This window comes from Bradyrhizobium sp. Arg237L (genome assembly GCF_029990105.1).
Classification (GTDB): domain Bacteria; phylum Pseudomonadota; class Alphaproteobacteria; order Rhizobiales; family Xanthobacteraceae; genus Bradyrhizobium.
This window is the reverse complement of the sequence record NZ_JAQMIL010000024.1, coordinates 66,188-91,861: the sequence shown is the minus strand read 5'-3', so window position 1 is coordinate 91,861 and position 25,674 is coordinate 66,188. Positions and strand designations below refer to the sequence as shown.

Genomic DNA, 25,674 nt, shown 5'->3' with positions numbered 1-25,674 from the left:
CTCGGGCGCCCCTCGCATCAGTGCTTGCCGTCGACAGCCGGAAGACAGAGCGGCCGCTTGCCCTTGCCGATGAAGGCGAGGATTTCGGCGATCGCCGGATCCTCGGCCGCCAGCGGCTGCACCGCGGCCAATCGCTCGGCGAAGACACCTTCGCCATGGAACAGCTTCTGGTAGAAGGCGCGGACGGTCACCAGCCGCTCCCTCGTGAACTTGCGGCGCTTCATGCCGATGATGTTGAGACCTTCGAGCACGGCATATTGGCCGTTGGCGAGGCCGAACGGGATGATGTCGTCGCGCACGCCGCAGACGCCGCCGACCATCACCTGCCGCCCGATCCGGGTGAACTGGTGCACGGCCGAGAGCCCACCGATATAGACGAAATCCCCGATCTCGCAGTGACCGCCAAGCGTGGCTGATGTGGCGAAGATCACGTCGTTGCCGACCATGCAGTCATGACCGACATGGCTGTTGTTCATGAAATAGCCGCGGTCGCCGACGCGCGTCAGCCCGCCGCCTTTCACCGTGCCGATGTTCATCGTCACGCCTTCGCGGATGGTGCAGCCCGTGCCGATCTCAAGCCGCGTAGGCTCTCCGCGGTAGCTCAGATCCTGCGGCGGCCCGCCCAGCACCGCAAACGGCGAGATCACGCACTCCGCGCCGATCGACGTATGGCCGGAGACGGTCACATGCGCAACGAGCTTGCAGTTCGCGCCGATCGCGACATTGGGGCCGATGATGCAATAGGGACCGATCGAGGTGCCCTCGCCGATCACGGCGCCATCCGCAATCCGCGCGGTGGGATCGATCATGCTCATTACGACAGGCCCGCTACTGGTTGATGCGCAAGCGCGCTAAACAATCGAATTTTCGGGTGGTTAGCGCGACATTGCCCGGCATGTCCAGTGACGTATCATGACTGCATATTGCAGCGCGCGGTACGCGGGACGAAGATTGAAGGCGCACCGAGCCGATCAATCCGTCAGCATCGCGCCGACATCGGCTTCGGCGACGATCTGACCGTTGACCTTGGCGTCGCCGTGAAACCACCACATGGTCTTGCGGCGGCCGATCGAGCGCATGTGGTACTCGATGGTGTCGCCGGGCATCACGGGCTTACGGAATTTGCACTTGTCGATGGTGAGGAAGTAGACCGCGCGCGGCTTCTCGGTGCCCTCCACCGACTTGATGCCTATCACGCCGGCGGTCTGCGCCATGGCCTCGATCATCATCACGCCAGGATAGACGGGGCGTTCGGGAAAATGCCCGAGGAATGATGGCTCGTTGAACGTGACGTTCTTGACGCCGATGCCGCTATAGTCGGCGCGGATGTTGATGACCCGGTCGATCAACAGCATCGGATAGCGGTGCGGCAGCGTCTTGAGGATGTCGTTGATGTCCACAAGCTCGAACCTGACCGGTGACTCCTCCATCACTCCCTTTCCTCGCCTTTCGAAACCGGCGCACCGTCACGCACCAGGCGCTCCACCGCAAGGATCTCCCTAAACCACTGTTTGGTCGGTTTGGCAAAGTGACCGCCCCAGCGGCCGTTGGCTGGAATGTCGTCCTTCACGGCGCTCATCGCCGTGACCTGGGCGCCATCGCCGATCTTCAGATGGTTGTTGATGCCCACCTTGGCGCCCAGCGCGACATTGTCGCCGATGGTCAGGCTGCCCGCGAGGCCGATCTGGGCCGCGAGCAGGCAGTGCCTGCCGATGGTCACATTGTGGCCGATCTGGACCTGGTTGTCGATTTTGGTGCCCTCGCCGATCACGGTGTCGCGCAAACTGCCGCGGTCGATGGTGGAAGCGGCGCCGATCTCGACATTGTTCTGGATCAGGACCCGCCCGGTCTGCGGCACCTTGAGGTGGCCGTCGGGCCCGAAGAAGATGAAGCCGTAGCCGTCCTGGCCGATATTACAGCCGGGATGGATCAGCACGTTGTTGCCGATCAGGGCGTTCTGAATCGTCGTCTTGGCGCCCACATTGCAGTCGCGCCCGATCTTGACGTCGGCCGCAATCACCGCGCCTGCGCCGACGACGGTACCGGAACCGATCTCGACCCTGGCCCCGATCACTGCCAGCGGGTCGACGATCACGCCGTCCTCCAGATGCGCCGTGGGGTCGATGATCGCCGACGGCGCGATGCCCTCGACGCCGAACCACGAGCCGGGCCTGAGCGCGTCGCTGTGCCATTGCCGGGCCAGATGCACGAAGGCGTGGAACGGCTTTGCGGCCCGCAACACCGCCACATGGGCAGGCACGTCGGCCTCGAAGCGCGGGCTGACCAGACAGGCGCCAGCCTTGGTCGAGGTGAGCTGGTCGACATATTTGAGATTGTCGAAAAACGCCAGATGCATCGGGCCGGCCTCGTCGAGCGAGGCAAGCCCTCTGATCACGTGACCGCCCCTGGAGGGGTCGACCAAATGGGCCCTCGTCAACGCGGCGATGTCAGCCAGCGTCGACGAAGGGGGACTCTTGAAGAAGATCGGCTGCGCCATTCCATCCGTCGCAGTGCGGCCGACGATCGCGGTTAGAACGATGTTCCGCCGCCAAACTTGAATTGCTGCACGCGATCGAACTGACCCTTGGTAAGCGGGACAGCATAGTCGAAGCGCAGCGGACCGAACGGCGAGGCCCAGATCAGGCCGACACCGACCGAGGTGCGGACGACGTTACCATTATCATACTGCAGTCCGAGGCAGGTTCCGGGATTGGACGGGACCACCCCGTTGCCGACGGTTGGCGGAATGCAGCCCGGCACGTTGACTTCGCCCGTCTGCGCCCACGACGTCGGTCCCTTGTAGTCATATAGACCACCGGCGTCGGCATAGATCGAACCCTTGAGCCCAACTTCCTTCGGCAGGAACCAGAACGGCATCTGCAGTTCCGCCGACACGCCCCAGTACTTGGTGCCGCCGAGCGCGTCCATCGTACCGAACGGGTTGATGTCGCGCGGACCAATGCCGTTCGGAGCAAAACCGCGGACCAGGTTCGGACCCATCTGGAAATGGTCGAGCATCCGGATCTGATCGTTGCCGACCTGGTTGAGAATACCGCCCTGGGCATGGATCAGGCCGACGATATCGGCGACCAGCGGGGTGTAGTATTTGATGTCGATCGCGCTCTTGATGTAGCTGACGTCGCCGCCGACGCCGGCGAAGTCCTGCTTGAAGTCGACCAGCAGGCCGTCGGTCGGGTTCTTGTTGTTGTCGAGCGTGTTGTAGTTGAGCGAGTAGCCGAGCGCCGACGTGAGCGTCTTGCCGCCCTGCAACTCCTTGCGGACCGGCAGCGAGGCTTCGCCGTCGCTGTAGCACCAAAGGCCGAGTCCGGAGCTGTCAGTGGCGCTTTGGCCCCCGGCCGTCGCAGTGCCTCCTGCAGGAATTCCGTTCAGTTGCGCGAAGGCCGGCGACGGGTTGAAGGCAAGCAGGCCGTTGTTGGGATTGTTGTTACAATTCGCCAACTGGAACGGCAGGCTGATCTTCTGCTGATAGATCGAGTAGCGGAGCTGCAACGCGAGGTCTTCACGCAGGCTGAAGCCTAGCCGCGGGCTGAAGCCGAGCGTTTCGGTACCGTACGAAATATAGCTGTTTGCGAGTTGCTGGCGCTGGTACATGTCGAGGCCGAGCGCCACGCGATAGTCGAGCAGGTACGGCTCGACGAACGACAGCGAGTAGCCGCGCGCATATTGTCCATAGGTCACGGACGCCTTCGCAAACAGGCCTCGTCCCAGGAAGTTGCGTTCCGAGATACTGACTTCGGCGAGCGCACCGTCCGTGGTCGAATAGCCGCCGGAGACCGAGAAGTCGCCGGTCGACTTTTCCTCGAGATCGACCACCAGAATCACGCGGTCGCTGGAGGAGCCCGGCTCGGTGGTGATCTTCACGCTCTTGAAGAAGTCGAGGTTCTTCAGCCGCCGCTCGGCGCGGTCGACCAGGGCGCGGTTGTAGGCGTCACCCTCGGAGATATCGAATTCGCGGCGGATCACGTAGTCGCGGGTGCGGGTATTGCCGCGAATATTGATACGCTCGATATAGGTTCGCGGGCCCTCGTCCACGGCGAACACGATCGAGACCGTGTGATTCTCGAAATTGCGATCACCGCGCGGCCGCACGATGGCGAAGGCGTAGCCGCGCCGCGAGGCTTCGATCTGCATTTCCTCGACCGATTTCTCCAGCGCCTCGGCGTTGTAGAGCGAGCCGACGGAAACACGCGAGAACGAGCTCAGCGAGTTCGGATCCAGCGTCGCGATCGAAGACTGGTAGCTGACGGACGCCACCCGATACTGCTGTCCCTCCTCGATCTTGAAGGTGACGAGGAAGCCCTTCTTTTCGGGATCGTATTCGGTCAGCGCGGCCACCACCTGCACGTCGGCGAAGCCGTGCTTGAGGTAGAAGCGGCGAATCAGGTCGCGGTCGGCCTCGACCCGATCGGGATCGTAGGTGTCTGCGCCGCCGAGGAAGCTCAGCAGGTTTGATTCGCGGGTCTTGATGACGTCGCGCAGACGATAAGAGGAATAGTAATTGTTGCCGATGAACTCGATCGACCGGACACCGGTCTTCTGGCCTTCGGTGATGGTGAAGATCAGGTCGACGCGGTTGTTCGGCTGCTCGATGATCTCCGGGTTGACGCGCACGTCATAGCGGCCCGAACGGCGGTAGATTTCGACGATACGCTGGGCATCGGACTGCACCATCGGACGCGAGAAGGTACCGCGCGGCTTGGACTGGATTTCAGCCGAAAGCTGGTCGTCCTTGACCTTCTTGTTGCCCTCGAAGGCGATGCGGCCGATCACGGGGTTTTCGACCACGGTGACGACGATCCGGCCGCCGGCGGGGGTGATTCGGACGTCCTGGAACAGGCCGGTCTCGATCAGCGCCTTCAGGCCATCGTCGATGTCAGCCTGGCTCAGGCGCCCGCCCGGACCCGGCTTGAAATAGGAGCGGATGGTCTCGACCTCGACACGGCGGTTCCCCTCCACCGTGATCGCATCCACCGTCTGCGCGACGGCAGGCTCAGACACAAGCATAGCCGCCAGCGAGGCGGCCACCGGCACAGCGAACATGATCAGGGCGGCAAGCAAGCCCCCCCGCACTCGCATTCCAACAATCATGCGCACCGCGCCCTTATCATTCCACGGCCGGCCCGTTCCCCAACGGACCGGCAGATTCCCAACCTTGCTGCACAGCTTGTAGCCAATTTTGTTACGTCGGCAACCGACTGACGGCTGTACAATTCCATTTTCATTCCAAGACGTTGCCGTTAGGCAACGCCACAAAAAAGCCGTTTCACGATGCCGCGAGATGGAGAATGTCGTTGTAGGTCGCGAACACCATCAGCATTAGCACCAGAGCGAGGCCGATTCGGAACCCCATTTCCTGTGCGCGTTCAGATAGCGGCCGGCCGCGGATCGCCTCGACCGCATAGAACAAAAGGTGACCGCCATCGAGCAGCGGTACTGGGAACAGATTGAGGAGCCCGATCGAGATCGAGAGCACGGCGGCCAAGTGAATCAGCGCGGCAAGGCCGATGCTGGCGACCTGGCCCGAGATTCGCGCGATCCCGAGCGGCCCGCCGACCTGGTTTGCCGCCTCGCGCCCGGTGAAGACACCGCCGATATAGGACAGTGTCCGGTCGACCACGAACCAGGTCTCCTTCACCCCGAGCCAGAGCGCGGTGGCGGGATCGACCCGCTCGGTCACGGCCTCGCCCGGCGCGGTGGCGCGGGTGATTCCCAGAATGCCCTGCCGGTGGGCGTTCCCGAAGGGATCCTTGATGTCGCGAAGCTCGGGCGTCGCCTGCAACTGGATCGTGGAACCGCTGCGCTTGATGGTGAAAGTGAGCTGATCGCCGCCGTGGATGCTGACGACGCGCTGCATGTCCGAGAAGCTGCCGATCGTGGTACCGTCGATCGCGGTGATGACGTCGCCGACTTGGAAACCGGCGACCGCGGCGGCACTTCCCGGCTCGACCTTGTCGACCTGCGCCGTGGTGCTCGGCTTGCCGAAGAAGGTGAACAGGCAGGTGAAGATCACGATCGCCAGGATGAAATTGGCGATCGGGCCGGCGGCGACGATGGCCGCGCGCGGCGCGACCTTTTTGTGATGGAAGCTGCCCTTGCGCTCCTCCGCGGTCATCGCCGAGAGGGTCTCGGTCGACGGCGTAGAGGCTTCACTATCGTCGCCGAAGAATTTGACATAGCCGCCGAGCGGAATCGCGGAGACCTTCCAGCGCGTGCCATGCCGGTCGTTGAAGCCGAACAGCTCCGGGCCGAAGCCGAGCGAGAAGGTCAGCACCCTGACACCGACCCAGCGAGCGACCAGGAAATGGCCGAGCTCGTGAAAAAAAACGACGATGGTCAGGACAAACAGGAAGGGAACCACATAACCGACGAGCCCGTGGCTCAACGTATTGAAACCATGTACGAAAAACTCGGTCATTCAGTTCCCCTCGACCAGGGCTACAAGCCTGGTTCCAACCCTCTATGATGCCTTTAAGGCAATTTGAGGCAATAGGGAGGCAGCCCTATTTCTCGCGTTATGGTCAACGGAAATCGCATCATCTGCCGATGTCAGAGGCGCCAGATTGCCGGACCTGATCCAATCGTTCAGGGTCGCCTCCACCAGCCGCGCGATCGCGCCGAACTTGATCTTGCCGGCGATGAAGGCGGCAACCGCCACCTCATTGGCAGCATTATATACCGTGGTCGCGCCCCGACCGGTCCTTAACGATTCGTAAGCCAGCCGGAGCCCCGGGAACCGCTCGAAATCCGGCGCCTCGAAGGTCAACTGGCCGACCTTGGCCAAGTCGAGCTTGGCCGACGGCCCGACGATGCGATCAGGCCAGCCGAGGCAATGCGCGATCGGAATGCGCATGTCGGGCGTGCCGAGCTGCGCGACCACCGAACGGTCCGAGAATTCCACCATGCCATGGATGATCGACTGCGGATGCACGAGCACGTCGATCTGATCCGGCGTCAGCGCGAACAGATAGGAGGCCTCGATCACCTCGAGCCCCTTGTTCATCATCGAGGCTGAGTCGATCGTGATCTTCTGACCCATGCTCCAGTTCGGATGCTTCAACGCCTGCTCCAGAGTAGCCTGCTCGATGTCAGCGGGCGCCCAGGTGCGGAACGGCCCACCGGAAGCGGTGATGATCACCCGCACCAGTTCCTCGCGATTGCCGGAGCTCAGCGCCTGAAACAGCGCGTTATGCTCGGAATCGGCCGGCAGGATGCAGGCGCCAGCCTTCAGCGCGCGCTGCATGAAAAAGTCGCCGGCGCAGACCAGACACTCCTTGTTGGCGAGCGCGACCGTCGCGCCGCGATCGATCGCCGCGAGCGCCGGCTTCAGGCCCGCTGCGCCACTGACCGCCGCCATCACCCAATCCGCCGGCCGTGCGGCGGCCTCGATGATCGCGCTTTCGCCGGCGCCGCATTCGATCCGGGTGCCCGCCAGCGCATCCTTCAATTCGGACAGCTTGCTCGGATCGGCCACGGCCGCAAAGCGCACGTTGAATTCCCGGGCGAGCTTGGCCAGGGCCTGCGCATTGCCATTGGCGGTCAGCGCCTCGACGCGGAAGCGGTCGCGCGCACCGCGCAGCAAGTCCATGGTGCTGTCGCCGATCGAGCCGGTGGCGCCCAGCACGGTCACGGTGCGGACCGCGGATGCCGCGGCCTTGTTGTTTCGCAATGGGACAGCGCTCATTTCCTCACCAAACCATAAGACCGCGGCCGACGCCATCCGCGCCGCCCCGCAAGAAGCCGAAAATTGCGGCAACGGCAACCGCGGCGACGAAGCCGTCCAGCCGGTCCATCAGCCCGCCATGGCCGGGAATGAGATGGCTGGAATCCTTCACGCCGAACCGCCGCTTCACCGCAGACTCGAAGAGATCGCCGAACTGGGAGACTACCGACAGCACCGCGCCCAAGACCAGCACCGGCACAACCGCGCCGAGGCCGAACACCGCAAAGCCCGCCGCGACGACGAGACTACCAACGAAGCTGCCGACCGCGCCCGCCCAGGTCTTCTTCGGGCTGACCCGTGGCCAGAGTTTTGGGCCACCAATGCTGCGTCCGGCGAAATAGCCGCCGATGTCGGTCGCCCAGACGACCAACAACACGAACATCAGCGCCACAAAGCCTTCTTCCGGATCCTGTCGCAGCACGACCGAGGCGACTTCCGCGACGGCGGCGTAGCAAAATCCGGCTATCGTCCACCGGCGTTGCTCGGATGAAATCACGGCGACCACGATCAGCCCGACCGCCAGCACCGATAGCGAGGCGTCAAGCCGCCCTGCCCCGAGACAGAGCCCCGCTGCCGCCAGCGCAAGTGCACCGGCCACGGTCACGCGCAGCGTGTGTCCGACGCCGATGACCATCAGCCATTCGACATAGAGGCCAATCGCGGCGAGCGTGACCAGAAGCGTCCAGAGAACACCGCCGGCATAGGCGATCGCAATCGCAACCGGCGCCAAGACCAGCGCCGCGATGACGCGCATCAAGAGATTGCGCGAGGACGGCTCGCTCGTTGCCGCGCGTGCGGCTTTATCTTGGGTCACGATGCGGTTTTCGCAGCCAGACCGCCGAAGCGGCGCTCGCGTCTGGCGTATTCGGCGATCGCACTTTCCAGCGCCGCCTTGTCGAAGTCCGGCCAATGGATCGGCACAAACACGAGCTCGCTATAGGCCGCCTGCCACATCAGGAAATTCGACAGCCGCTGTTCGCCGCTGGTGCGGATGATCAGATCGGGATCGGGAATGTCGGGCGCGTTGAGATATTGCCCGAGCGCGTCGGCATCGATCGATGCGGGATCGCGCTTTCCTTCCGCCACCTCCTGCGCCAGCCGCCGCGCAGCGCCGGCGATCTCCTGGCGCGAGCCATAGTTGAAGGCGACGACGAGATTGAGCTTGGTGTTTGCCCTGGTCAACTCTTCGGCTTCGTTGAGCAGCGCGCAGATATCCGGCTCGAGTCCCTCACGCTCGCCGATGACGCGCACCCTCACCCCGTCCCGGTGCAACGTCGCCAGATCATTGCGGATAAAGCGGCGCAAGAGGCCGAAGAGATCCCCGATCTCGGTCGCCGGACGCGACCAGTTCTCTGACGAGAACGAGAAGATGGTGAGATAGAGTATGCCGAGTTCGTGGGAGGCGCGCACCACCCGGCGCAGCGCCTCCACGCCACGCCGATGTCCCTCCGCGCGCGGCAGGCCGCGTGCCGCCGCCCAGCGCCCGTTGCCGTCCATGATGATCGCCACATGCAACGGACTGCCGGTTCGATCCGGTCCGGCAGTTGCAGGTGCGGGGGCGTTCGACATCGGCGCTGTCCAAATCAAACGGTCAGGATTTCCTTTTCCTTGGCCGCCAGCAACTGATCGATCTCGGCGATCACGCCGTCGGTCGCCTTCTGCACCTCGGCGGCGAGTCGCTCCTGATCGTCTTCGGAGATCTCGTGATTCTTCTCGAGCTTCTTGACGACATCGAGCCCATCGCGGCGGACATGACGGACCGCCACCTTGGCCGCTTCCGCATATTTATGCGCGACCTTGACGAGTTCCTTGCGACGCTCGGCATTGAGTTCGGGAATGCGCAGCCGCAGCACTTGCCCTTCGGTCGCGGGGCTGAGGCCGAGATTGGAATCGACGATCGCCTTCTCCACCGCCTTGACCATCGTCTTGTCCCAGACCTGCACCGAGAGCAGCCGCGGCTCGGGCACGCTGACGGTGGCGAGCTGGTTGAGCGGCATGTGCGAGCCATAGGCCTCGACCTGGACCGGCTCCAGCATCGACGCCGCGGCACGGCCGGTACGCAGACCGCCCAATTCGTGCTTGAGGGACTGGGTCGCACCTTGCATACGGCGCTTCACTTCGTTGATGTCAAAACCAGGCGTGGGCATGACGCTCTCCCCTTCCTCTGGATGGTCCGATCAGGTGGGATCGGATCGTGATCTCATCTCTTCGCTTGGGCATGATCTCGTCGAAAAACCGGTTCCCGCTTTTCCGGATCATGCCCTATTCTTTGTTTGAGCATGATCTTTTCGGAAAACCGGTTTCCACTTTTCCGGATCATGCTCGAGAAACCAACCGCCATGCCGCAACGCCCAAGCGTCAGCCGGCGACGACCGTACCGTGGCCCGTGCCGCGCAGGATGGCGCCGATCGAGCCAGGCTCGGCGATCGAAAACACAATGATAGGCAGCGACGTCTCGCGGGCAAGTGCGAATGCGGTCGCGTCCATCACCTTGTAACCGCCCTCAATCGCCTGCGAATGCGTCAGGCGATCAAAGCGTTTGGCCGACGGGTCCTTCTTGGGATCGGCGCTGTAGACGCCGTCGACATTGGTGGCCTTCAAGACCGCGTCCGCGCCGATCTCGGCCGCGCGCAGAACCGCGGTGGTATCGGTGGTGAAGAACGGATTGCCGGTTCCACCGCCGAGCAGGATGATCTTGCCCTCGGCGAGGTATTTGTGCGCCGCACTGCGGGTGAACAACTCGGAGATTTCCGGCATCACGAAGGCTGACAGGGTGCGCGCCGGCGTGCCCTTGCGCTCGATCGCCGATTCCAGCGCGAGGCAGTTCATTACGGTCGCCAGCATCCCCATGGTATCGCCGGTGGTGCGGGATACGCCATGGGAGGACACCTGCACGCCGCGTACCATATTGCCGCCGCCGACCACGACGGCAATCTCAGTGCCGAGATGGCGCGCCACGATCAGGTCGTCGGCGATGCGGTCGATGGTGGGCTGGTCGATGCCGAAGGATTGGCTGCCGGCGAGGTATTCGCCTGAAAGCTTGATCACCACGCGACGATAGACCGGCTCAGCCATGATGCTCCCTCATCCCGCGCAAGCAGGTTCCGGCGCGATGGCGCCGGAACCGTTCGACCCACGCGGTTACTTCTTGCCGCTGGCCGCCGCGACTTCGGCTGCGAAATCGGATTCCTGCTTCTCGATTCCCTCACCAAGAGCATAGCGCACAAAACCGGCAATCTTCACCGGCGCGCCGACCTTGCCCTCAGCTTCCTTAACCGCCTGCGCCACGGACTTTCCGCTATCGTGGATGAAAGCCTGCTCCAGCAGGCAGACTTCCTTGTAGAAGGTCTTCAGGCCGGACTCGACAATCTTCTCGATCACGTTCTCCGGCTTGCCCTGCTGACGGTACTTGTCGGCGAGCACGTCCTTCTCGCGCCGGACGACGTCAGGATCGAGCCCGGCGGGATCGATCGCCTGCGGGTTGGCCGCGGCGACATGCATGGCGAGCTGGCGGCCGAGCACGGCAAGCTCATCGGTCTTGCCGGCCGATTCCAGCGCCACGATCACGCCCATCTTGCCAGCGCCCTCGATGACGGCGTTGTGGACGTAGCTCGACACCACGCCCTTGCCGACCTCTAGCGAAGCCGCGCGGCGCAGCGTCATGTTCTCGCCGATGGTCGCAATCGCATCGTTGATCGCAGCTTCGACCGTGACGGCGCCGACCTTGGCCGCCTTGATCTTCTCGACGTCGGCGCCGACCTCGAGCGCGACCTGGGCGATCATCTTGACCAGACCCTGGAATTGATCGTTGCGCGCGACGAAGTCGGTCTCGGAATTGACCTCGACGACGACGCCCTTGGTGTCCTTGGTCAGGGCGCCGATCAGGCCCTCGGCGGCGACGCGACCGGCCTTCTTGGCGGCCTTCGACAGGCCCTTCTTGCGCAGCCAGTCCTGTGCGGCCTGCATGTCGCCGGCGGCCTCGGTCAGCGCCGCCTTGCAATCCATCATTCCCGCGCCGGTCGACTCGCGCAGGTCCTTGACCATCGCTGCTGTGATCGTTGCCATCATTGAATTCCTTCTTGCCTGTGAAGCGCGGCGGCGCCTTTAGGGCGCCGCCGCGAGCGACAGGGAATGCCTTGATCTGGGAATTGAAGCGCTGGCCGGAAAGGTCCGGCCGCGCCGCCGTTCAGGTTATTCCGCTTCCGCGGTGAGCGCCTTGGCCTGGGCGACCCAGGCGTCGGCACGGCTCGGCAGACCGACCTGTTCGCCGATCTTGTGGGCGGTGTCGTGATCGAGCTCGGCGAGCTGCCAATAGTGGAAGATGCCGAGATCGTTGAGCTTCTTCTCGATCGTGCCCGACACACCGGTGAGCTTCTTGAGGTTGTCGGCAGTGCCGCGCGGTCCCGGCAGCCCCTGGAAGCCGGTCGTCGCCGACGGCGCCGGGAGTTCTTCCTGCTGCGGCTGGAGGGAGGCGCCGATATCGATACCGGCATCACCCTGCGCGCGCGAGATGCCGTCGATCGCGGCCCGCGCGACCAGGTCGCAATAGAGCGAAATCGCCCGGCCCGCGTCGTCGTTGCCCGGCACCACAAAGGTGATGCCCTTGGGGTCCGAATTGGTGTCGACGATCGCGGCGACGGGGATGTTGAGCCGCTGCGCTTCCTGGATCGCGATGTCTTCCTTGTTGGTGTCGATCACGAAGATCATGTCGGGCAGGCCGCCCATGTCCTTGATGCCGCCGAGCGAACGGTCAAGCTTGTCGCGCTCGCGCTGCAGCGTCAGCCGTTCCTTCTTGGTGTAGGAATTGGCTTCGCCGGACGAGAGCACCTCGTCCAGATGACGCAGCCGCTTGATCGAGGCCGAGATCGTCTTCCAGTTGGTCAGCGTACCGCCGAGCCAGCGCGAATTGACGAAATACTGCGCCGAGCGCTTGGCCGCATCCGCGACCCCGTCCTGCGCCTGACGCTTGGTACCGACGAACAGGATGCGGCCGCCCTTGGCGACGGTATCGCTGACCGCCTGCAACGCACGGTGCAGCATCGGCACGGTCTGGGCGAGATCGATGATATGGATGTTGTTGCGGGCGCCGAAAATGTACTCCGCCATTTTCGGGTTCCAGCGGTGGGCCTGGTGGCCAAAATGCACGCCAGCTTCCAAAAGCTGACGCATGGTGAAATCGGGTACCGACATCGTTTTGATTCTCCGGTTGGTTCCTCCGGAAACGTGTGAGCAAGCGAGCCTTCTCGGCCCGGCTGCCACCGGACGGCCTTCTAGAGCCATGTTTCCGTGTGAGATGGCGCGCTGTATAGCGCTATTTCCGCCAGAAGCAAGGAAATATGGGCGGATTTGGGGGCGTCCCCCCTTTAAAGGGTCTCGGGCCACCGCCAGGCGCCGTGAAATACCCGCAAAACCTGCACGGTCTGGCCCGCCACACGATAGGGCACAATATACGGCGTCATCGGAATCACCAGTTCTCGCGTTCCTGGAACCCGGCCCGGCCTTTCCATTTCGGGATTATCGGATAGCAGCATCTCCACATCGTGCATGATGTAGAGCACAATACGCTTCGCCGCCGCGGGGCTGCTCTGCTCAATATAGGCTCGTATCGCGATCAGGTCCTCGACAGCTTCAGGGGACCAGACGCGCTCATGTCCGCTTGGGAAACGGCTTTTCTTTGCCGCTACCCCACGATGTCACCCAGTCTTTGACCTCGTCGTGCGAAATTCCCTCGCCGCGATCGAGTGACGCGATCGCTCGCTTGACGCCCGCAATCTGCCATTCGTTGACGTCGAGATACTCGTTGATCGCCTCGGCGGCGAGAAAGGAACGGCTGCGCCCGGTGCTCTTGGCCAGCTTTTCCAGCCGCTTCTTTGCCGCGAAATCTACGGGCACTGTGAAGGTGGTAGAGGCCATATCTCACCCGATGTACCAGCTCGTGTACAAATAGACACAGACCGCCCGATCCGCGATCCGGCGCTCATAGCGTCTCGACCATCTCGACGCCGCTGACCGCCTTGATGGCGCCCGCGATCTGCGGGGACACCTGGAAGCGGCCTTCGAGCTTGAATTCGACTTCGGTCTCCAGATCGAGCCGCAGCACCAGCGCGACATCGCCGCCGGTGCCGTTCCCCGGCTGCAGGCGCTTGGCGATCGAGTCCAGCGGCTTGGTGTCGCGCAGGAAGATGCGCAGGCCCTTTTGCGTCTTGGCGGCTGCGGCATCGAGCGGCTCGGCATGCAGCACGCGGGCGCGGACGTCCTCGCCCTGCAGTTCGGCGCCGAGCTGCAGGAGCACGGCGGCGCCCGGCTCCAGCACGTCGCGGTATTGCGCCAATCCTTCGGAAAACAGCACCGCTTCGAAATGGCCGGTGGGATCCGACAGGCCCATGATGCCCATCTTGTTGCCGGTCTTGGTGCGCCGTTCCATGCGCGACACCACCGTTGCCGCGACCTTGCCGGCGGTCGCACCGGTTTTGACCGCGCGCGAGAACTCGGCCCAGGACTGCACGCGCAATCGCTTCAAGGCCGTGGCGTAGTCGTCGAGCGGGTGACCCGAGAGGAAGAAGCCGATGGCGTCGTACTCGCGTCGCAGCCGATCAGCCGGCAGCCACTGCTCGACCTGCGGCAGCACGATGCTCGGCGCGTCCGAGAGCCCGCCGAACATATCGTTCTGGCCCGATGTCGCGGCCTCATGGCTCCGCTGGCAGGCGGCGAGGATCGCATCGGCGCCGGCGAAGACGCGGGTCCGGTTCGGGTCGAGCGAATCGAAGGCGCCGGCGGCGGCGAGACTTTCAATGATGCGCTTGTTGATCGCGCGCGGGCTCACGCGCGCCGCGAAATCGGCCAGCGACGTGAAGAAGCCCTTTTTCCGCTCCTCCACGATCTGCTCGACCGCCTGCAGACCGACGCCTTTCAGCGCGGCCAATGCGTAGTAGATGGTGTTGCCGCCGACGTCGAAGGTTGCGCCGGAGCGATTGACGTCGGGCGGCTCGACCTTGATGCCGAGCCGCTGCGCCTCGGAACGGAATTCGGAGAGCTTGTCCGTGTTGTTGAGTTCGAGCGTCATCGACGCTGCCAGGAACTCCACCGGATAATGCGCCTTCATGTAGGCGGTCTGATAGGAGACCAGCGCATAGGCCGCGGCGTGGCTCTTGTTGAAGCCGTAGTCGGCGAACTTGGCGAGCAATTCGAAGATCGTCTCCGCCTGGCCTTTCGGCACGCCATTCTTGACTGCGCCGGCGACGAAGATCTCGCGCTGCTTCTCCATCTCGGCGCGGATCTTCTTGCCCATGGCGCGGCGCAGCAGGTCGGCTTGGCCGAGCGTGTAGCCCGCCATTTGCTGCGCGATCTGCATCACCTGCTCCTGGTAGATGATGACGCCGAACGTCTCTTTCAGGATCGGCTCCAGGATCGGATGCAGATATTCCGGCTCTTCATCGCCGTGCTTGCGCGCGCAATAGGTCGGGATGTTGGCCATTGGGCCGGGGCGATAGAGCGCCACCAGCGCGATGATGTCCTCGAAACGGTCCGGCCGCATGTCGATCAGGGCGCGCCGCATGCCCTGGCTTTCAACCTGGAACACGCCGACCACATCGCCCCGCGCCAGCATCTGGTAGCTGTCGGCATCGTCGATTGGCAGCGTCGCCAGATCGACGTGCACATCGCGCTGCTTGAGCAGCCTCACGGCGACATCAAGCACCGTCAGCGTCTTCAGGCCGAGGAAGTCGAACTTCACCAGCCCCGCCGGCTCAACCCATTTCATATTGAACTGGGTCACCGGCATGTCGGATTTGGGATCGCGGTAGAGCGGCACGAGCTCGCTCAAGGGGCGGTCACCGATCACGATGCCGGCGGCGTGGGTCGACGCGTGTCGGGTCAGGCCTTCCAGGCGCTGCGCGATGTCGAAGGCGCGCGCGACCACCGGATCCTCGTCGCGGAAAGCCTGCAGCTTTGGTTCGCCCTCGATCGCCTGCGCCAGCGTCACGGGCGCGGCGGGATTCTGCGGCACCAGCTTGGTCAGCTTGTCGACCTGGCCATAGGGCATCTGCAGCACGCGGCCGACGTCGCGCAGCACGCCGCGCGCCTGCAGCGTACCGAAGGTGATGATCTGCGCCACCTGGTCGCGGCCGTAGCGCTCCTGCACATAGGAGATCACCTCGCCGCGGCGATCCTGGCAGAAGTCGATGTCGAAGTCCGGCATCGACACGCGCTCCGGATTGAGGAAGCGCTCGAACAGCAGGCCGAACCGGATCGGATCGAGATCGGTGATAGTCAGCGCCCAGGCAACCAGCGAACCTGCGCCGGAACCACGGCCCGGCCCGACCGGAATGTCGTGCGCCTTGGCCCATTTGATGAAGTCGGAGACGATCAGGAAGTAGCCCGCATAGTTCATGCGGTTGATGACATCGATCTCGAAAGCGAGACGCTTCTGATAGTCCTCTTCCGTGATGCCCGGCGACAAGCCGTGGATCCGCAGACGCCTCGCGAGCCCCTCCTCGGCCTGGCGCATCAGCTCCGCAGCCTCCTCGCTTGCCGCATCGGACCCCGATCCCGCGCCTACAGTGAAGCGCGGCAAGATCGGCTTGCGCGTCTTCGGCCGGAACGAGCAGCGCTCGGCGATCTCAACAGTCGACGCCAGGGCTTCCGGAATATCCGCAAACAGCACCGCCATCTCGGCGCGCGTCTTGAAGCGGTGGTCGGGCGTGAGCTGCTCGCGATCGGTCTCTGCGATCAGCCGCCCGCCGGCAATGCACAGCAGCGCATCGTGGGCCTCGTAGTCGTCGGTGCTCGCGAAATAGGGCTCGTTGGTCGCAACCAGCGGCAGGCCCTTCGTATAGGCAAGATCGATCAGGCCGGCCTCGGTGCGGCGCTCCTTGTCGATGCTGTGGCGCTGCAGCTCGATATAGAGGCGGTCTCCGAACAGGCTTGCCAGGCGGTCGCAACGCGTGGCGGCAAGGCTGGCGTGATCGGCCGCGAACGCAAGCGTGATCGGTCCGTCCGGACCGCCGGTCAGCGCGATCAGGTCCTCGGCATCGTCCGTCAGCCAGTCGAACTTGATATGCGGCAACTGGTGGACGGGCGTCTCCAGGAACGCCCGCGAGTTCAGCCGCATCAGGCTGCGATAGCCGCGTTCGCGCGCGGCGAGCAGCACGATTCGGGCCGGAGCGCCGGCCAGCACACTGCGCGAATTCGGATCGACGTCGCCGAAATCGATCGCGAGCTCACAGCCGACGATAGGCTGGATGCCATAGCCGGCCATCTTGTCGGAGAATTCCAGCGCACCGAACATGTTGTCGGTGTCGGTCAGCGCCAGCGCCGGCTGGCGGTCCGCCTTGGCAAGCTCGCCGAGCTTGGCGATCTTGATCGAACCCTTCAGCAGAGAATAGGCCGAATGAACGTGAAGATGGACGAATCCGGCACTGGGCATGGGTGCTTCGAAGGGCCTTGGTTTGGTGGAGGAACGCAACCGCCGGGCTCGGGCACAAGGCCGCCGATCCCGACTCGCCATTCAATGGTGATGCGTCCGATCCCCGGAGTCCACGCCGAACGCGCCATCGTGATGCGGCGTCCCGCTTTTCCCCAACGGATGGCAACCGATGGCGGCCGACGAAATCGGCGCGCCCCCTCCTCCCCGCTCAGAACTGCGGAATCAACTGGGCCCAGACCGCGATCATCCCAATGAACAGCGTGATCGATGCCAGCGCCGCCGCCTCTTCGACGAAAATCTTCAACATCGGCCGTCTCCTTGATGAGAACATACGAGGAACATTGTTCCTCATTTGTTCCTGGAGTCAAGGCCGAGCATCGGTTTGGCGAGGAGAAGCGAACGCGAATGAAGCGGGTGGTTAATGCGCGGCCGCAACCGGCGAGGTCATCCGAACACTTTTTCTGGTTGGACCGTCAGCCTGTAAGCGACGTAGGGCTTCTCGCTGTAGCGCTCGAGGAGTTCGTCGCAGACCAGGCAACGGAATTCCCCCGGCTGGCCGGGAAGCGAATCGACCTCGATGCGGCGGTAACCGGCTTCGCATCTCGGACATTGCACGTCGGATTTCAGCATGGCGCTGACGATGCGCCGCGATCGCGGCATTTTCGCGCCGCGCGCCGAGAATGATCAGGGGCCGACCGACGGCAAACCAAGAAAAAAGCCCCGGGCAAATTGCCCGGGGCTGATTGTGCCGCGTTGGTTTCGCGAGGATCAGTACTTCGCGATAAGCGGAGCGCCGCCGAAGCCGAACTTGTAGTTCAAGCGGACGGTGACGAGGTCGGCGTCCTGCTTGATGTCGTCGATACGCGTCACGCCGAGAATCGGGCTGACGAAGGTGTGGCTCTCGGTGTCGAGGAACAGATGGTTGTATTCGACGCCAGCCGACCAGCCGGGAGCGAAGGCGAATTCGACGCCGGCGCCGACGGTGCCACCCCAACGGGTCTTTTCGACGCTATCAAGGGTCACGCCAAGGACCGAGCCCTCGTGCTTGCTGTTGGTGACCGCAGCACCGCCCTTCGCGTAGAGCAGCACGTTGTTCCAGGCGTAACCGACCTGGCCGGTGATCAGGCCGAAGGCATCGATCTTGGAGCGATTGGTGACAGCAGGTGCAATGAGGCTGACGTTCGAGCCGCTGAAGTCGGCCCAGTTGCCCTGGCCTTCGACACCGAACACCCAGTTGCCGGCCTGCCAGCGATAGCCGAGCTGGCCACCGACCGTACCGCCGGTCGCATCATGGGAACCTTCACCGACGCCGAAACCGAAGACCGACGTGTTGGTCCAGGTGTTGTGGCTCGAGCCCCAGCCGCCGTTGACGCCGATGTAGAAGCCGCTCCAGTCGTAAATGGCGGCGACCATCGGCGGAGCCTTGGTGTAAGGACGCGCAGCGAGATCCGCGGCGACCGCGGGCGCAGCGGCGCCAAGGGCGACCAAGCTCGCCGTTACAAGCAAAACCTTTTTCATTTTTATTTCCCGTTCCAGATGTGATGACCCCACGGTCTTCACGCGCCTCAATAAACACGGTTCCTCAAAATTGCTGTAACTTGGCTGCAACAGATGCGGTGAAACGATTCTGACGAAAACGTGAGTTAATGTTGTATTACTTACACTTAGCCCCGAAGATCGTACCGTTCCCCTGCCACAAAAAATTCACACTTCGGCCTTCGCCACACTCCTTGTGTTGCATATTTGTTTGACGTCCTCTCGGTTGTACGGCTTGGATCGGCTGACGAGCGACGAGCTGCGATCAAGGAGAAGAGATGCGCAACGTAATCCTGGTTTTGTCCGCGGCCGCGGGGATCGGCACCCTTGGAACCGCGCCGGCCGCAGCGGTCGGCACGCGCTATCCATTCTGTATCCAGGGGAACGAACATCCCGGGCTCAGCAACTGCACCTTTACCAGCTACGAGCAATGCCAGGCAACGGCGTCCGGCCGCTTCCTGTGGTGCATTCCCAACCCCTTCTATGCCGGCGACAGCAACGGCCGGCGGGCTTCGCGCCGTCCTCTGCCGCCGCCCCAGCCCGTAGTCCCCTTCTTCGAGCCTTTCAACGATTGAGTCGGAGCGCACCTCCGCTCCGCGAAGGGCAAATGATCGGCGCGGGAACGTGACTTGACGGTCCCGCCCGCGAATACTCTGTTCCGAGTGGGGTTAGCGATGGGAGGACGGAATAGTCGTCCTGACGCGGGAGGAACCGATGCGCATTCCGATGTTGGCGATCCTGACGCTTGGCGCGGTCGCGGCGGCATCATCCGCCCGCGCGCAGATCTATGACCCGAATTATCCGGTCTGCCTGCACGTCTACGGCCCCGTCACCTACTACGAATGCAGCTACACCTCGCTGCCCCAATGCGCGATGTCCGCGTCGGGCCGGGCGGCCCAATGCGTGGTCAATCCTTACGCGGCCAACGCCTACCCTTATCGTTACGCGGCTAACGCGTATGTCGATTCGTCACCGCGGCGTCACAAACGCTATCGCCGGGCCTACTGAACCCCTGTCCTTAATCAAGCTCGACCACCTGCCCGTTCGCCAGCGACACGCGGCGGTCCATTCGGGCGGCAAGGTCCATGTTGTGGGTCGCGATCAGCATCGCAACCCGCGTCGCCTTCACCAGTTGCATCAGCGCGTTGAAGACGTGGTCAGCAGTCTGCGGATCAAGGTTGCCGGTCGGCTCGTCGGCCAGCAGCGCTCGTGGCGCATTCGCGACCGCGCGCGCAATGGCGACCCGCTGCTGCTCACCGCCGGAAAGCTCGGCCGGCCGATGCTTGATGCGGTCGCCGAGGCCGAGATAGGACAAGATCTCGGTCGAGCGTTTCACGGTCTCGGAGCGTTTGAGGCCGCGGATCATCTGCGGCAGCATCACGTTCTCCAGCGCGGAGAATTCCGGCAACAGCCGGTGCGACTGATAGACGAAACCAATATCGGTGCGGCGGATCTGGGTGCGATCGATATCCGACATTTGCGAGGTCGGCGTGCCCCCGACATAGACTTCGCCGTCGTCGGGGGTCTCGAGCAGGCCCGCGATGTGCAGGAGCGTCGATTTGCCCGAGCCGGACGGCGCCACCAGCGCCACGGACTGTCCCGGCCACAGCGCGAGCTTGGCGCCGTCCAGAATCGTCAGCGTCGCCTCACCCTGCCGGTACTGGCGCTTGATGTCGTGGAGATAGATGACCGGCACATCTTGCGCCCCCTCCGCCATCTCAGCCCTCACTCGTAGCGCAGTGCTTCGACGGGATCGAGCCGCGCGGCCCGCCACGACGGATAAAGCGTCGCCAAGAACGATAGCGTCAGCGCCATGATGACGACGGCCGTGGTTTCGCCGAAATCGATCTCGGCCGGCAGCTTCGACAGGAAGTAGAGCGTCGGGTCGAACAATTCGGTGCTGGTGAGCCAGGACAGGAATTGCCGGATCGATTCGATGTTCACGCAGATCAGCATGCCCACGAGGAAACCGACGATGGTGCCCACGACACCGATCGAGGCGCCCGTGATCAGGAAGATGCGCATGATCGATCCTTGCGACGCACCCATCGTGCGCAGGATCGCGATGTCCTGTCCCTTGTCCTTTACCAGCATGATCAGGCCGGAGACGATGTTGAGCGCCGCGACCAATACGATCATGGTCAGGATCAGGAACATCACGTTGCGCTCGACCTGTAGCGCGTTGAAGAAGGTCGAGTTGCGCTGCCGCCAATCGACCAGGAACACCGGCCGTCCCGCGGCTTCCGTCACGGTCTTGCGAAACGTGTCGATGCGATCGGGATTGGTGGTGAATATCTCGATCGCGGTGACGTCATTGTTGCGGTTGAAATAGGCCTGCGATTCCGCAAGCGGCATGAACACGAAACCCGAGTCATATTCGGACATGCCGATCTCGAACACCGCCGCGATCTTGTAAGGCTTTATGCGCGGCGTCGTCCCCATCGGCGTCACCGCACCGCGCGGGGCCACCAGGGTGATGCTGTCGCCGGCATGCAGCGACAATTGATCGGCCAGGCGGCGGCCGATCGCGACCCCCTGCCCTTCGTCGAAATTCTCGAGGCTGCCCTGCTTGATGTTCTTCGCGATCGAGAACAGGTTGTTCAGGTCTTCCGCCCGCATGCCGCGCACGAGCACGCCGGAGGCATTGAAGGCGGAGGACGCCAGCGCCTGGCCGTCCACCACGGGCGCCGCAAGCCGGACACCCTGCACCTGGCTGATGCGCTCGGCGACATCCTTCCAGTCGGTGAGTGGCGATTCCAGCGGCTGGACCAGGAGATGGCCATTGAGGCCGAGGATCTTGTCGAGCAATTCCTTGCGGAAGCCGTTCATCACGGCCATCACCACGATCAGCGTGGCGACGCCGAGCATGATGCCGAGAAAGGAAAAGCCGGCAATCACGGAAATGAAACCTTCCCTGCGACGCGCCCGCAGGTAACGTCCGGACAGCAGCCATTCGAAGGGCGCAAAAGGCGGGGTGCGGACTTTTTCGGTCATGGCCTCATCCATGTGTCGATAATCCCATGATTCGGGGCCAAATGTGGCCGGACTGGCCAACCGCACGCGGGTGCGGTGGATAAACGCTATCCCGCGATCTTCACAAGCGCGTCGTCGAGCGTGAGGTTCTCGCGCGTGCCGTCGCTGCGCCGCTTGATCTCGACTTTGCCTTCGGCAAGGCCTTTCGGGCCGACCAGGACCTGCCAGGGGATGCCGATCAGGTCGGCGGCGGCGAATTTCGCGCCGGCGCGCTGATCAGTATCGTCATAGAGCACGTCGACGCCCTTGGCCTTCAAATCCGCGTAGAGCTTTTCGCAGGCCGCATCAACGGCGGCATCGCCCTGCTTCAGGTTCAGGATCGCCGCCTTGAACGGCGCAACCGCTTCCGGCCATTTGATGCCGGCATCATCGTGGCAGGCCTCGATGATGGCGCCGACCAGCCGCGAGACGCCGACGCCATAGGAACCGCCATGGATCGGCACTTCCGCGCCGTCGGGGCCCGCGACCAGCGCCTTCATGCTGTCGGAATATTTGGTGCCGAAATAGAAGATCTGGCCGACCTCGATGCCACGCGTATGCACCCGCTTCTCCGCCGGCACCTCACTCTCGAAGCGCGCGGCGTCATGGACGTCCTCGGTCGCGGCATAGACCGAGGTCCACTGCTTGATGATGTCAGTGAGATCGCCGTCGTAGTCCACATCATCGGGCGGAATCGGCAAATCGAGCACGTCGCTGTTGCAGAACACGCCGGACTCGCCGGTCTCCGCCAGCACGATGAATTCATGGCTCAAGTCGCCGCCGATCGGCCCGGTTTCGGCGCGCATCGGGATCGCCTTCAGCCCCATCCGCGCAAACGTGCGCAGGTAAGCGACGAACATCCTGTTGTAGGTGCGCCGCGCGCCGGCCTCGTCGAGATCGAAGGAATAGGCGTCCTTCATCAGGAACTCGCGGCCGCGCATCACGCCGAAGCGCGGGCGCTGCTCGTCGCGGAACTTCCACTGGATGTGGTAGAGATTGAGCGGCAGGCTCTTATACGACTTCACATAGGCACGGAAGATTTCCGTGATCATTTCTTCGTTGGTCGGCCCGTAAAGCAGCTCGCGCTTGTGGCGGTCGGTGATGCGCAGCATTTCCGGGCCGTAGGCGTCGTAGCGGCCGCTCTCGCGCCAGAGGTCGGCGAGTTGCAGGGTCGGCATCATCAGTTCCAGCGCGCCGGCGCGGTCCTGCTCCTCGCGCACGATCTGCTCGATCTTCTGCAGGACCTTGAAGCCGAGCGGCAGCCAGGCATAGATGCCCGCGGCCTCCTGCCGGATCATGCCGGCGCGCAGCATCAGGCGATGCGAGACGATCTCCGCCTCTTTCGGGTTTTCTTTCAGGATAGGCAGGAAAAACCGCGACAATCGCATGGGCGCACTCAGGAATCAGTTGAGGAGGCAAGAGAAACGCAGTGAAACCGGATCGGATACGAAAACACAAGGCCGGTACTTGCGAAAAAGCCGCCAAATAAGCCGATTTGCGGGCATTGCGCCGATTTGTAATGAGATCGCCGGGGGTGGGTAAAGCAAACCTTACCGGACGTTCACCCTAAATCTGGCCGACCTGTAGGGTGGGCAAAGCGCAGCGTGCCCACCATCAAACATTCCACTCGTAGCGGTGGGCACGCTGCGCTTTGCCCACCCTACAACCTCAAGCGCCTCTTGCCCGGCCTCACATCTTGCTGCCGGAATGATCGTGCGACTTCTTCATCTCCATGTGACCGCCATGGTCGCCGCCCGGCGCCGTCGCTCCGACAGCCTGCACGTCGAGCGACAATGTCACCTTGCCCGCCTTCTCGAATTCGAGCGTGACCGGCACCGTGTCGCCCTGCTTCAGCGGATTCTTCAGGTCGAACATCATCAGATGATAGCCGCCGGGCGCGAGCTTGACGGTCTTGCCGGGCTCGATCACGAGACCCTTCTCCAACGGGCGCATCTTCATCACGCCGTTCTCCGTCGCCATCTCATGCACCTCGAGCTTGCCGGCGATATCGCCGGAGGCCCCCACCAGCCGGTCCGGTGACGAGCCCTTGTTCTCGATCGTGAGATAGCCGCCAGCGACCTTCGCGCCGCTCGGCGTCGCCCGGCTCCAAGCCTGGCTGATGACGAGATCGCCGGCCTTGATGTCTTCGGCCTGCGCCGGGACACCGAGCAAGATGGCCAGGAGAGGAGCGAGCGTAATGATGGAAGAGCGTTTTTTCATGTTGTTCTATCCCGTATTTCAGATTGACTTGTTATCTTGATCCCGTCGTCGCGGCCTGTCCTTGTGCCCATTTGTCGAGCTCCGGCATCTCGGCCGCTCCCTCGATCGTCGTGACTGCGCCGCCGCGCGCGATCAGCATCGTGCGCGGAATATCGCCCTGCCAGGCCGGATCGATTTCAAATCGCAGCCGATCGGCAAAGCCATCGCTGAACATCCAGTTCTCGGCCGCGGAGAGCCCCGCTTTCTGCAGCATCGATTGCGTCGCCTCCGGGAGATTGGGCACCAGGTCCGCACTGATCGTGACCACATCGATTCCAGGATGATCCTTCATGAACTTGCCGAGCTGGGGTAACTCGACCTTGCATGGACCACAGGTCACGCCCCAGAAATGAACCAGGGTAGGACGACCGGCGTGTGAACGCAGAATCTGCTGCCAGCTTCCGCGTTCGAATGACTTGAGCTCGGCGTCCTCCGCGGTTGCTGCGGCGGAAAGCGTCCCCAACAGAAATGCTGCGGCAAGCAGTTCGCGTTTCATGGCTCTCTCTCGATTGGTTGGAAACGGTATCCATCGGCCTTCGTCATCCAGGAGAGATAGACTCGCCGGTTGTCCGAGACGAGCAGCGGATGGTCGGAATTGTCGGTCGTGCTGGCGATCACCCTGGATGTCGACCAGGTCGCTCCATCATCCTGTGACGTCATCAGCTTCACCTCGGTTTTCTCACCGTCGAACTCCTTCCAGACCATCACAAGCCCTTCCGGTCCGGCGATGACCTGAGGCCGCGACGGGCTTCGGCTGCGCTCGCCGATCGCCAGCGGATCCGAGAAGGTTTTTCCGCCATCGGTCGAGCGCGCATAGAACAGCCCCTTACGCGCCTTGCCGTTCGTGTACCAGGCGACATGATAGGTTCCGTTTGGCGAGATTGACAGGCTCGGTCCGTGATGCGGGCAGGCCGCGATCTGCCAGTCATCCCGGCTGACGCGGTGGACCTCCCCCGGCGAGGCCGGACCTGAGAAGGTGACGACTGCATGATCGCGGACACCGCCCTCAAAGATATTCCTGAATAGGATGACCGGGCGGCCGCTGCCATCCAGGGCTAGGCCGAGGCGACAACATTCGCAGGTGTTGTCGGCGACGAGCTGCGCGTCGGAGTAAGTCGAACCGCCGTCCTTCGACGTCGCGAAGAACAGGCCCGCGCCATCGTAGGCCTTGCCGTTCTGCCGCGCCGGCACGCGGTTGCGCTTGTCGAGCCAGGCCGCCAACACGGTGCCGTCAGGCTCGAAGGCAATGGCCTCGAAGCGCTGGCTCTCGTTATCAGCGGTGATCGGATGCAAGGGAGCAAAGCTTTTCCCGCCATCGGTCGATTGCGTCGTGAGCACCTGACCGTTGAAGGCCTTGTCCCTGAAGATCGAGAACACCAGCGCAATCCGCCCCTTGCCATCGACGGCGATCTTCGGACGGGCGTCCGGTCCCCAATCCAGATTAAGGTTCTCGCGCGTGACCTGTACCGGCGAAGAGAAGGTCTTTCCTTCGTCCTTCGAACTTGCAACGGAGATCTGACCGCCGGCCATCCAGACCAGCCAAAGCGCGCCGTCGGAACTGAACACGGGCGTAACCTTGCTCGCGCAGCGCAGGACCGTCTCCTCGCATGCGGCTTCCGACGCGTGCTGATGGTTCATCTGCGCGAATGCGCTACCGTGCCAGAGGATGAAGGCGGCGGCCATGGCAGCAGCACCGAGAACA

General features: G+C 63.2%; 24 protein-coding genes and 1 pseudogene. 2 read left to right on the top strand and 23 right to left on the bottom strand.

What is annotated here, in order from left to right:
* Nucleotides 1–17 precede the first annotated feature (17 nt).
* From lpxA to OZ411_RS16940, 17 genes and pseudogenes are all read right to left on the bottom strand, one after another.
* Nucleotides 18–815, bottom strand: coding sequence for an acyl-ACP--UDP-N-acetylglucosamine O-acyltransferase (gene lpxA, locus OZ411_RS17020; protein WP_282528882.1), 798 nt, complete (start codon nt 813–815; stop codon nt 18–20).
* A gap of 156 nt (nt 816–971) precedes the next feature.
* Nucleotides 972–1,430 (bottom strand): 3-hydroxyacyl-ACP dehydratase FabZ, encoded by a 459-nt coding sequence (gene fabZ / locus OZ411_RS17015; protein ID WP_282528881.1) that lies wholly within the window; start codon nt 1,428–1,430, stop codon nt 972–974.
* A complete protein-coding gene (gene lpxD / locus OZ411_RS17010) occupies nt 1,430–2,497 on the bottom strand; it encodes a UDP-3-O-(3-hydroxymyristoyl)glucosamine N-acyltransferase (RefSeq protein ID WP_282528880.1) in 1,068 nt (355 codons plus the stop codon). The genes fabZ and lpxD overlap by 1 nt, the downstream gene beginning before the upstream one ends.
* A 32-nt stretch (nt 2,498–2,529) precedes the next feature.
* Nucleotides 2,530–5,109 (bottom strand): outer membrane protein assembly factor BamA, encoded by a 2,580-nt coding sequence (gene bamA, locus OZ411_RS17005; RefSeq protein WP_282528879.1) that lies wholly within the window; start codon nt 5,107–5,109, stop codon nt 2,530–2,532.
* 175 nt (nt 5,110–5,284) lie between these two features.
* On the bottom strand, nt 5,285–6,436 hold the full coding sequence (rseP, locus tag OZ411_RS17000; protein ID WP_282528878.1) for an RIP metalloprotease RseP: 1,152 nt from the start codon (nt 6,434–6,436) through the stop codon (nt 5,285–5,287).
* Between the two features lie 42 nt (nt 6,437–6,478).
* Entirely contained in the window at nt 6,479–7,702 is a 1,224-nt protein-coding gene (gene dxr, locus OZ411_RS16995; RefSeq protein ID WP_282528877.1) for a 1-deoxy-D-xylulose-5-phosphate reductoisomerase, read from the bottom strand.
* Between the two features lie 4 nt (nt 7,703–7,706).
* Nucleotides 7,707–8,555 (bottom strand): phosphatidate cytidylyltransferase, encoded by an 849-nt coding sequence (locus OZ411_RS16990; protein ID WP_282528876.1) that lies wholly within the window; start codon nt 8,553–8,555, stop codon nt 7,707–7,709.
* The gene (locus tag OZ411_RS16985; RefSeq protein ID WP_130577960.1) at nt 8,552–9,310 is read right to left on the bottom strand and encodes an isoprenyl transferase; all 759 of its coding nucleotides are present in this window, start codon (nt 9,308–9,310) and stop codon (nt 8,552–8,554) included. The genes OZ411_RS16990 and OZ411_RS16985 overlap by 4 nt, the downstream gene beginning before the upstream one ends.
* A gap of 14 nt (nt 9,311–9,324) precedes the next feature.
* Nucleotides 9,325–9,888 (bottom strand): ribosome recycling factor, encoded by a 564-nt coding sequence (gene frr / locus OZ411_RS16980; protein WP_130229726.1) that lies wholly within the window; start codon nt 9,886–9,888, stop codon nt 9,325–9,327.
* Between the two features lie 211 nt (nt 9,889–10,099).
* Nucleotides 10,100–10,816: a UMP kinase gene (gene pyrH, locus OZ411_RS16975; RefSeq protein ID WP_282528875.1), complete on the bottom strand. Its 717-nt coding sequence runs from the start codon at nt 10,814–10,816 to the stop codon at nt 10,100–10,102.
* A 66-nt stretch (nt 10,817–10,882) separates the two neighbouring features.
* A complete protein-coding gene (tsf, locus tag OZ411_RS16970; RefSeq protein ID WP_282528874.1) occupies nt 10,883–11,806 on the bottom strand; it encodes a translation elongation factor Ts in 924 nt (307 codons plus the stop codon).
* A 126-nt stretch (nt 11,807–11,932) separates the two neighbouring features.
* Nucleotides 11,933–12,931, bottom strand: a complete 999-nt coding sequence (locus OZ411_RS16965) for a 30S ribosomal protein S2 (RefSeq protein ID WP_130577963.1) — start codon at nt 12,929–12,931, stop codon at nt 11,933–11,935.
* A 173-nt stretch (nt 12,932–13,104) separates the two neighbouring features.
* Nucleotides 13,105–13,371, bottom strand: a pseudogene (locus tag OZ411_RS16960) (type II toxin-antitoxin system RelE/ParE family toxin); the annotation flags it as partial.
* 16 nt (nt 13,372–13,387) lie between these two features.
* Nucleotides 13,388–13,654, bottom strand: coding sequence for a CopG family ribbon-helix-helix protein (locus OZ411_RS16955; RefSeq protein ID WP_282528873.1), 267 nt, complete (start codon nt 13,652–13,654; stop codon nt 13,388–13,390).
* A gap of 64 nt (nt 13,655–13,718) precedes the next feature.
* The gene (gene dnaE / locus OZ411_RS16950) at nt 13,719–17,165 is read right to left on the bottom strand and encodes a DNA polymerase III subunit alpha (RefSeq protein WP_282528872.1); all 3,447 of its coding nucleotides are present in this window, start codon (nt 17,163–17,165) and stop codon (nt 13,719–13,721) included.
* 444 nt (nt 17,166–17,609) lie between these two features.
* Entirely contained in the window at nt 17,610–17,825 is a 216-nt protein-coding gene (locus tag OZ411_RS16945) for a hypothetical protein (RefSeq protein ID WP_282528871.1), read from the bottom strand.
* A gap of 108 nt (nt 17,826–17,933) precedes the next feature.
* Nucleotides 17,934–18,683: an outer membrane beta-barrel protein gene (locus OZ411_RS16940; RefSeq protein WP_130577966.1), complete on the bottom strand. Its 750-nt coding sequence runs from the start codon at nt 18,681–18,683 to the stop codon at nt 17,934–17,936.
* A 296-nt stretch (nt 18,684–18,979) separates the two neighbouring features.
* Between OZ411_RS16940 and OZ411_RS16935 the strand changes: the two genes are divergently transcribed.
* Together OZ411_RS16935 and OZ411_RS16930 are read left to right on the top strand one after the other, a co-directional pair.
* Nucleotides 18,980–19,276, top strand: coding sequence for a DUF3551 domain-containing protein (locus OZ411_RS16935; RefSeq protein WP_282528870.1), 297 nt, complete (start codon nt 18,980–18,982; stop codon nt 19,274–19,276).
* 139 nt (nt 19,277–19,415) lie between these two features.
* Nucleotides 19,416–19,709, top strand: a complete 294-nt coding sequence (locus OZ411_RS16930; RefSeq protein ID WP_282528869.1) for a DUF3551 domain-containing protein — start codon at nt 19,416–19,418, stop codon at nt 19,707–19,709.
* 10 nt (nt 19,710–19,719) lie between these two features.
* On the opposite strand, the gene OZ411_RS16925 is transcribed toward OZ411_RS16930, so the two are convergent.
* From OZ411_RS16925 to OZ411_RS16900, 6 genes are all read right to left on the bottom strand, one after another.
* A complete protein-coding gene (locus OZ411_RS16925) occupies nt 19,720–20,418 on the bottom strand; it encodes an ABC transporter ATP-binding protein (RefSeq protein WP_028162765.1) in 699 nt (232 codons plus the stop codon).
* 8 nt (nt 20,419–20,426) lie between these two features.
* Nucleotides 20,427–21,707 (bottom strand): lipoprotein-releasing ABC transporter permease subunit, encoded by a 1,281-nt coding sequence (locus OZ411_RS16920; RefSeq protein WP_130577969.1) that lies wholly within the window; start codon nt 21,705–21,707, stop codon nt 20,427–20,429.
* Between the two features lie 74 nt (nt 21,708–21,781).
* Nucleotides 21,782–23,101 (bottom strand): proline--tRNA ligase, encoded by a 1,320-nt coding sequence (proS, locus tag OZ411_RS16915; RefSeq protein ID WP_130577970.1) that lies wholly within the window; start codon nt 23,099–23,101, stop codon nt 21,782–21,784.
* Between the two features lie 301 nt (nt 23,102–23,402).
* Nucleotides 23,403–23,933 carry a copper chaperone PCu(A)C gene (locus OZ411_RS16910; RefSeq protein ID WP_282528868.1) on the bottom strand — a complete coding sequence of 177 codons (531 nt, stop codon included), beginning with the start codon at nt 23,931–23,933 and terminating at the stop codon, nt 23,403–23,405.
* A 31-nt stretch (nt 23,934–23,964) separates the two neighbouring features.
* Nucleotides 23,965–24,468: a TlpA disulfide reductase family protein gene (locus OZ411_RS16905; RefSeq protein WP_282528867.1), complete on the bottom strand. Its 504-nt coding sequence runs from the start codon at nt 24,466–24,468 to the stop codon at nt 23,965–23,967.
* On the bottom strand, nt 24,465–25,655 hold the full coding sequence (locus tag OZ411_RS16900) for a sialidase family protein (protein ID WP_282528895.1): 1,191 nt from the start codon (nt 25,653–25,655) through the stop codon (nt 24,465–24,467). The genes OZ411_RS16905 and OZ411_RS16900 overlap by 4 nt, the downstream gene beginning before the upstream one ends.
* Between the last annotated feature and the right edge of the window lie 19 nt (nt 25,656–25,674).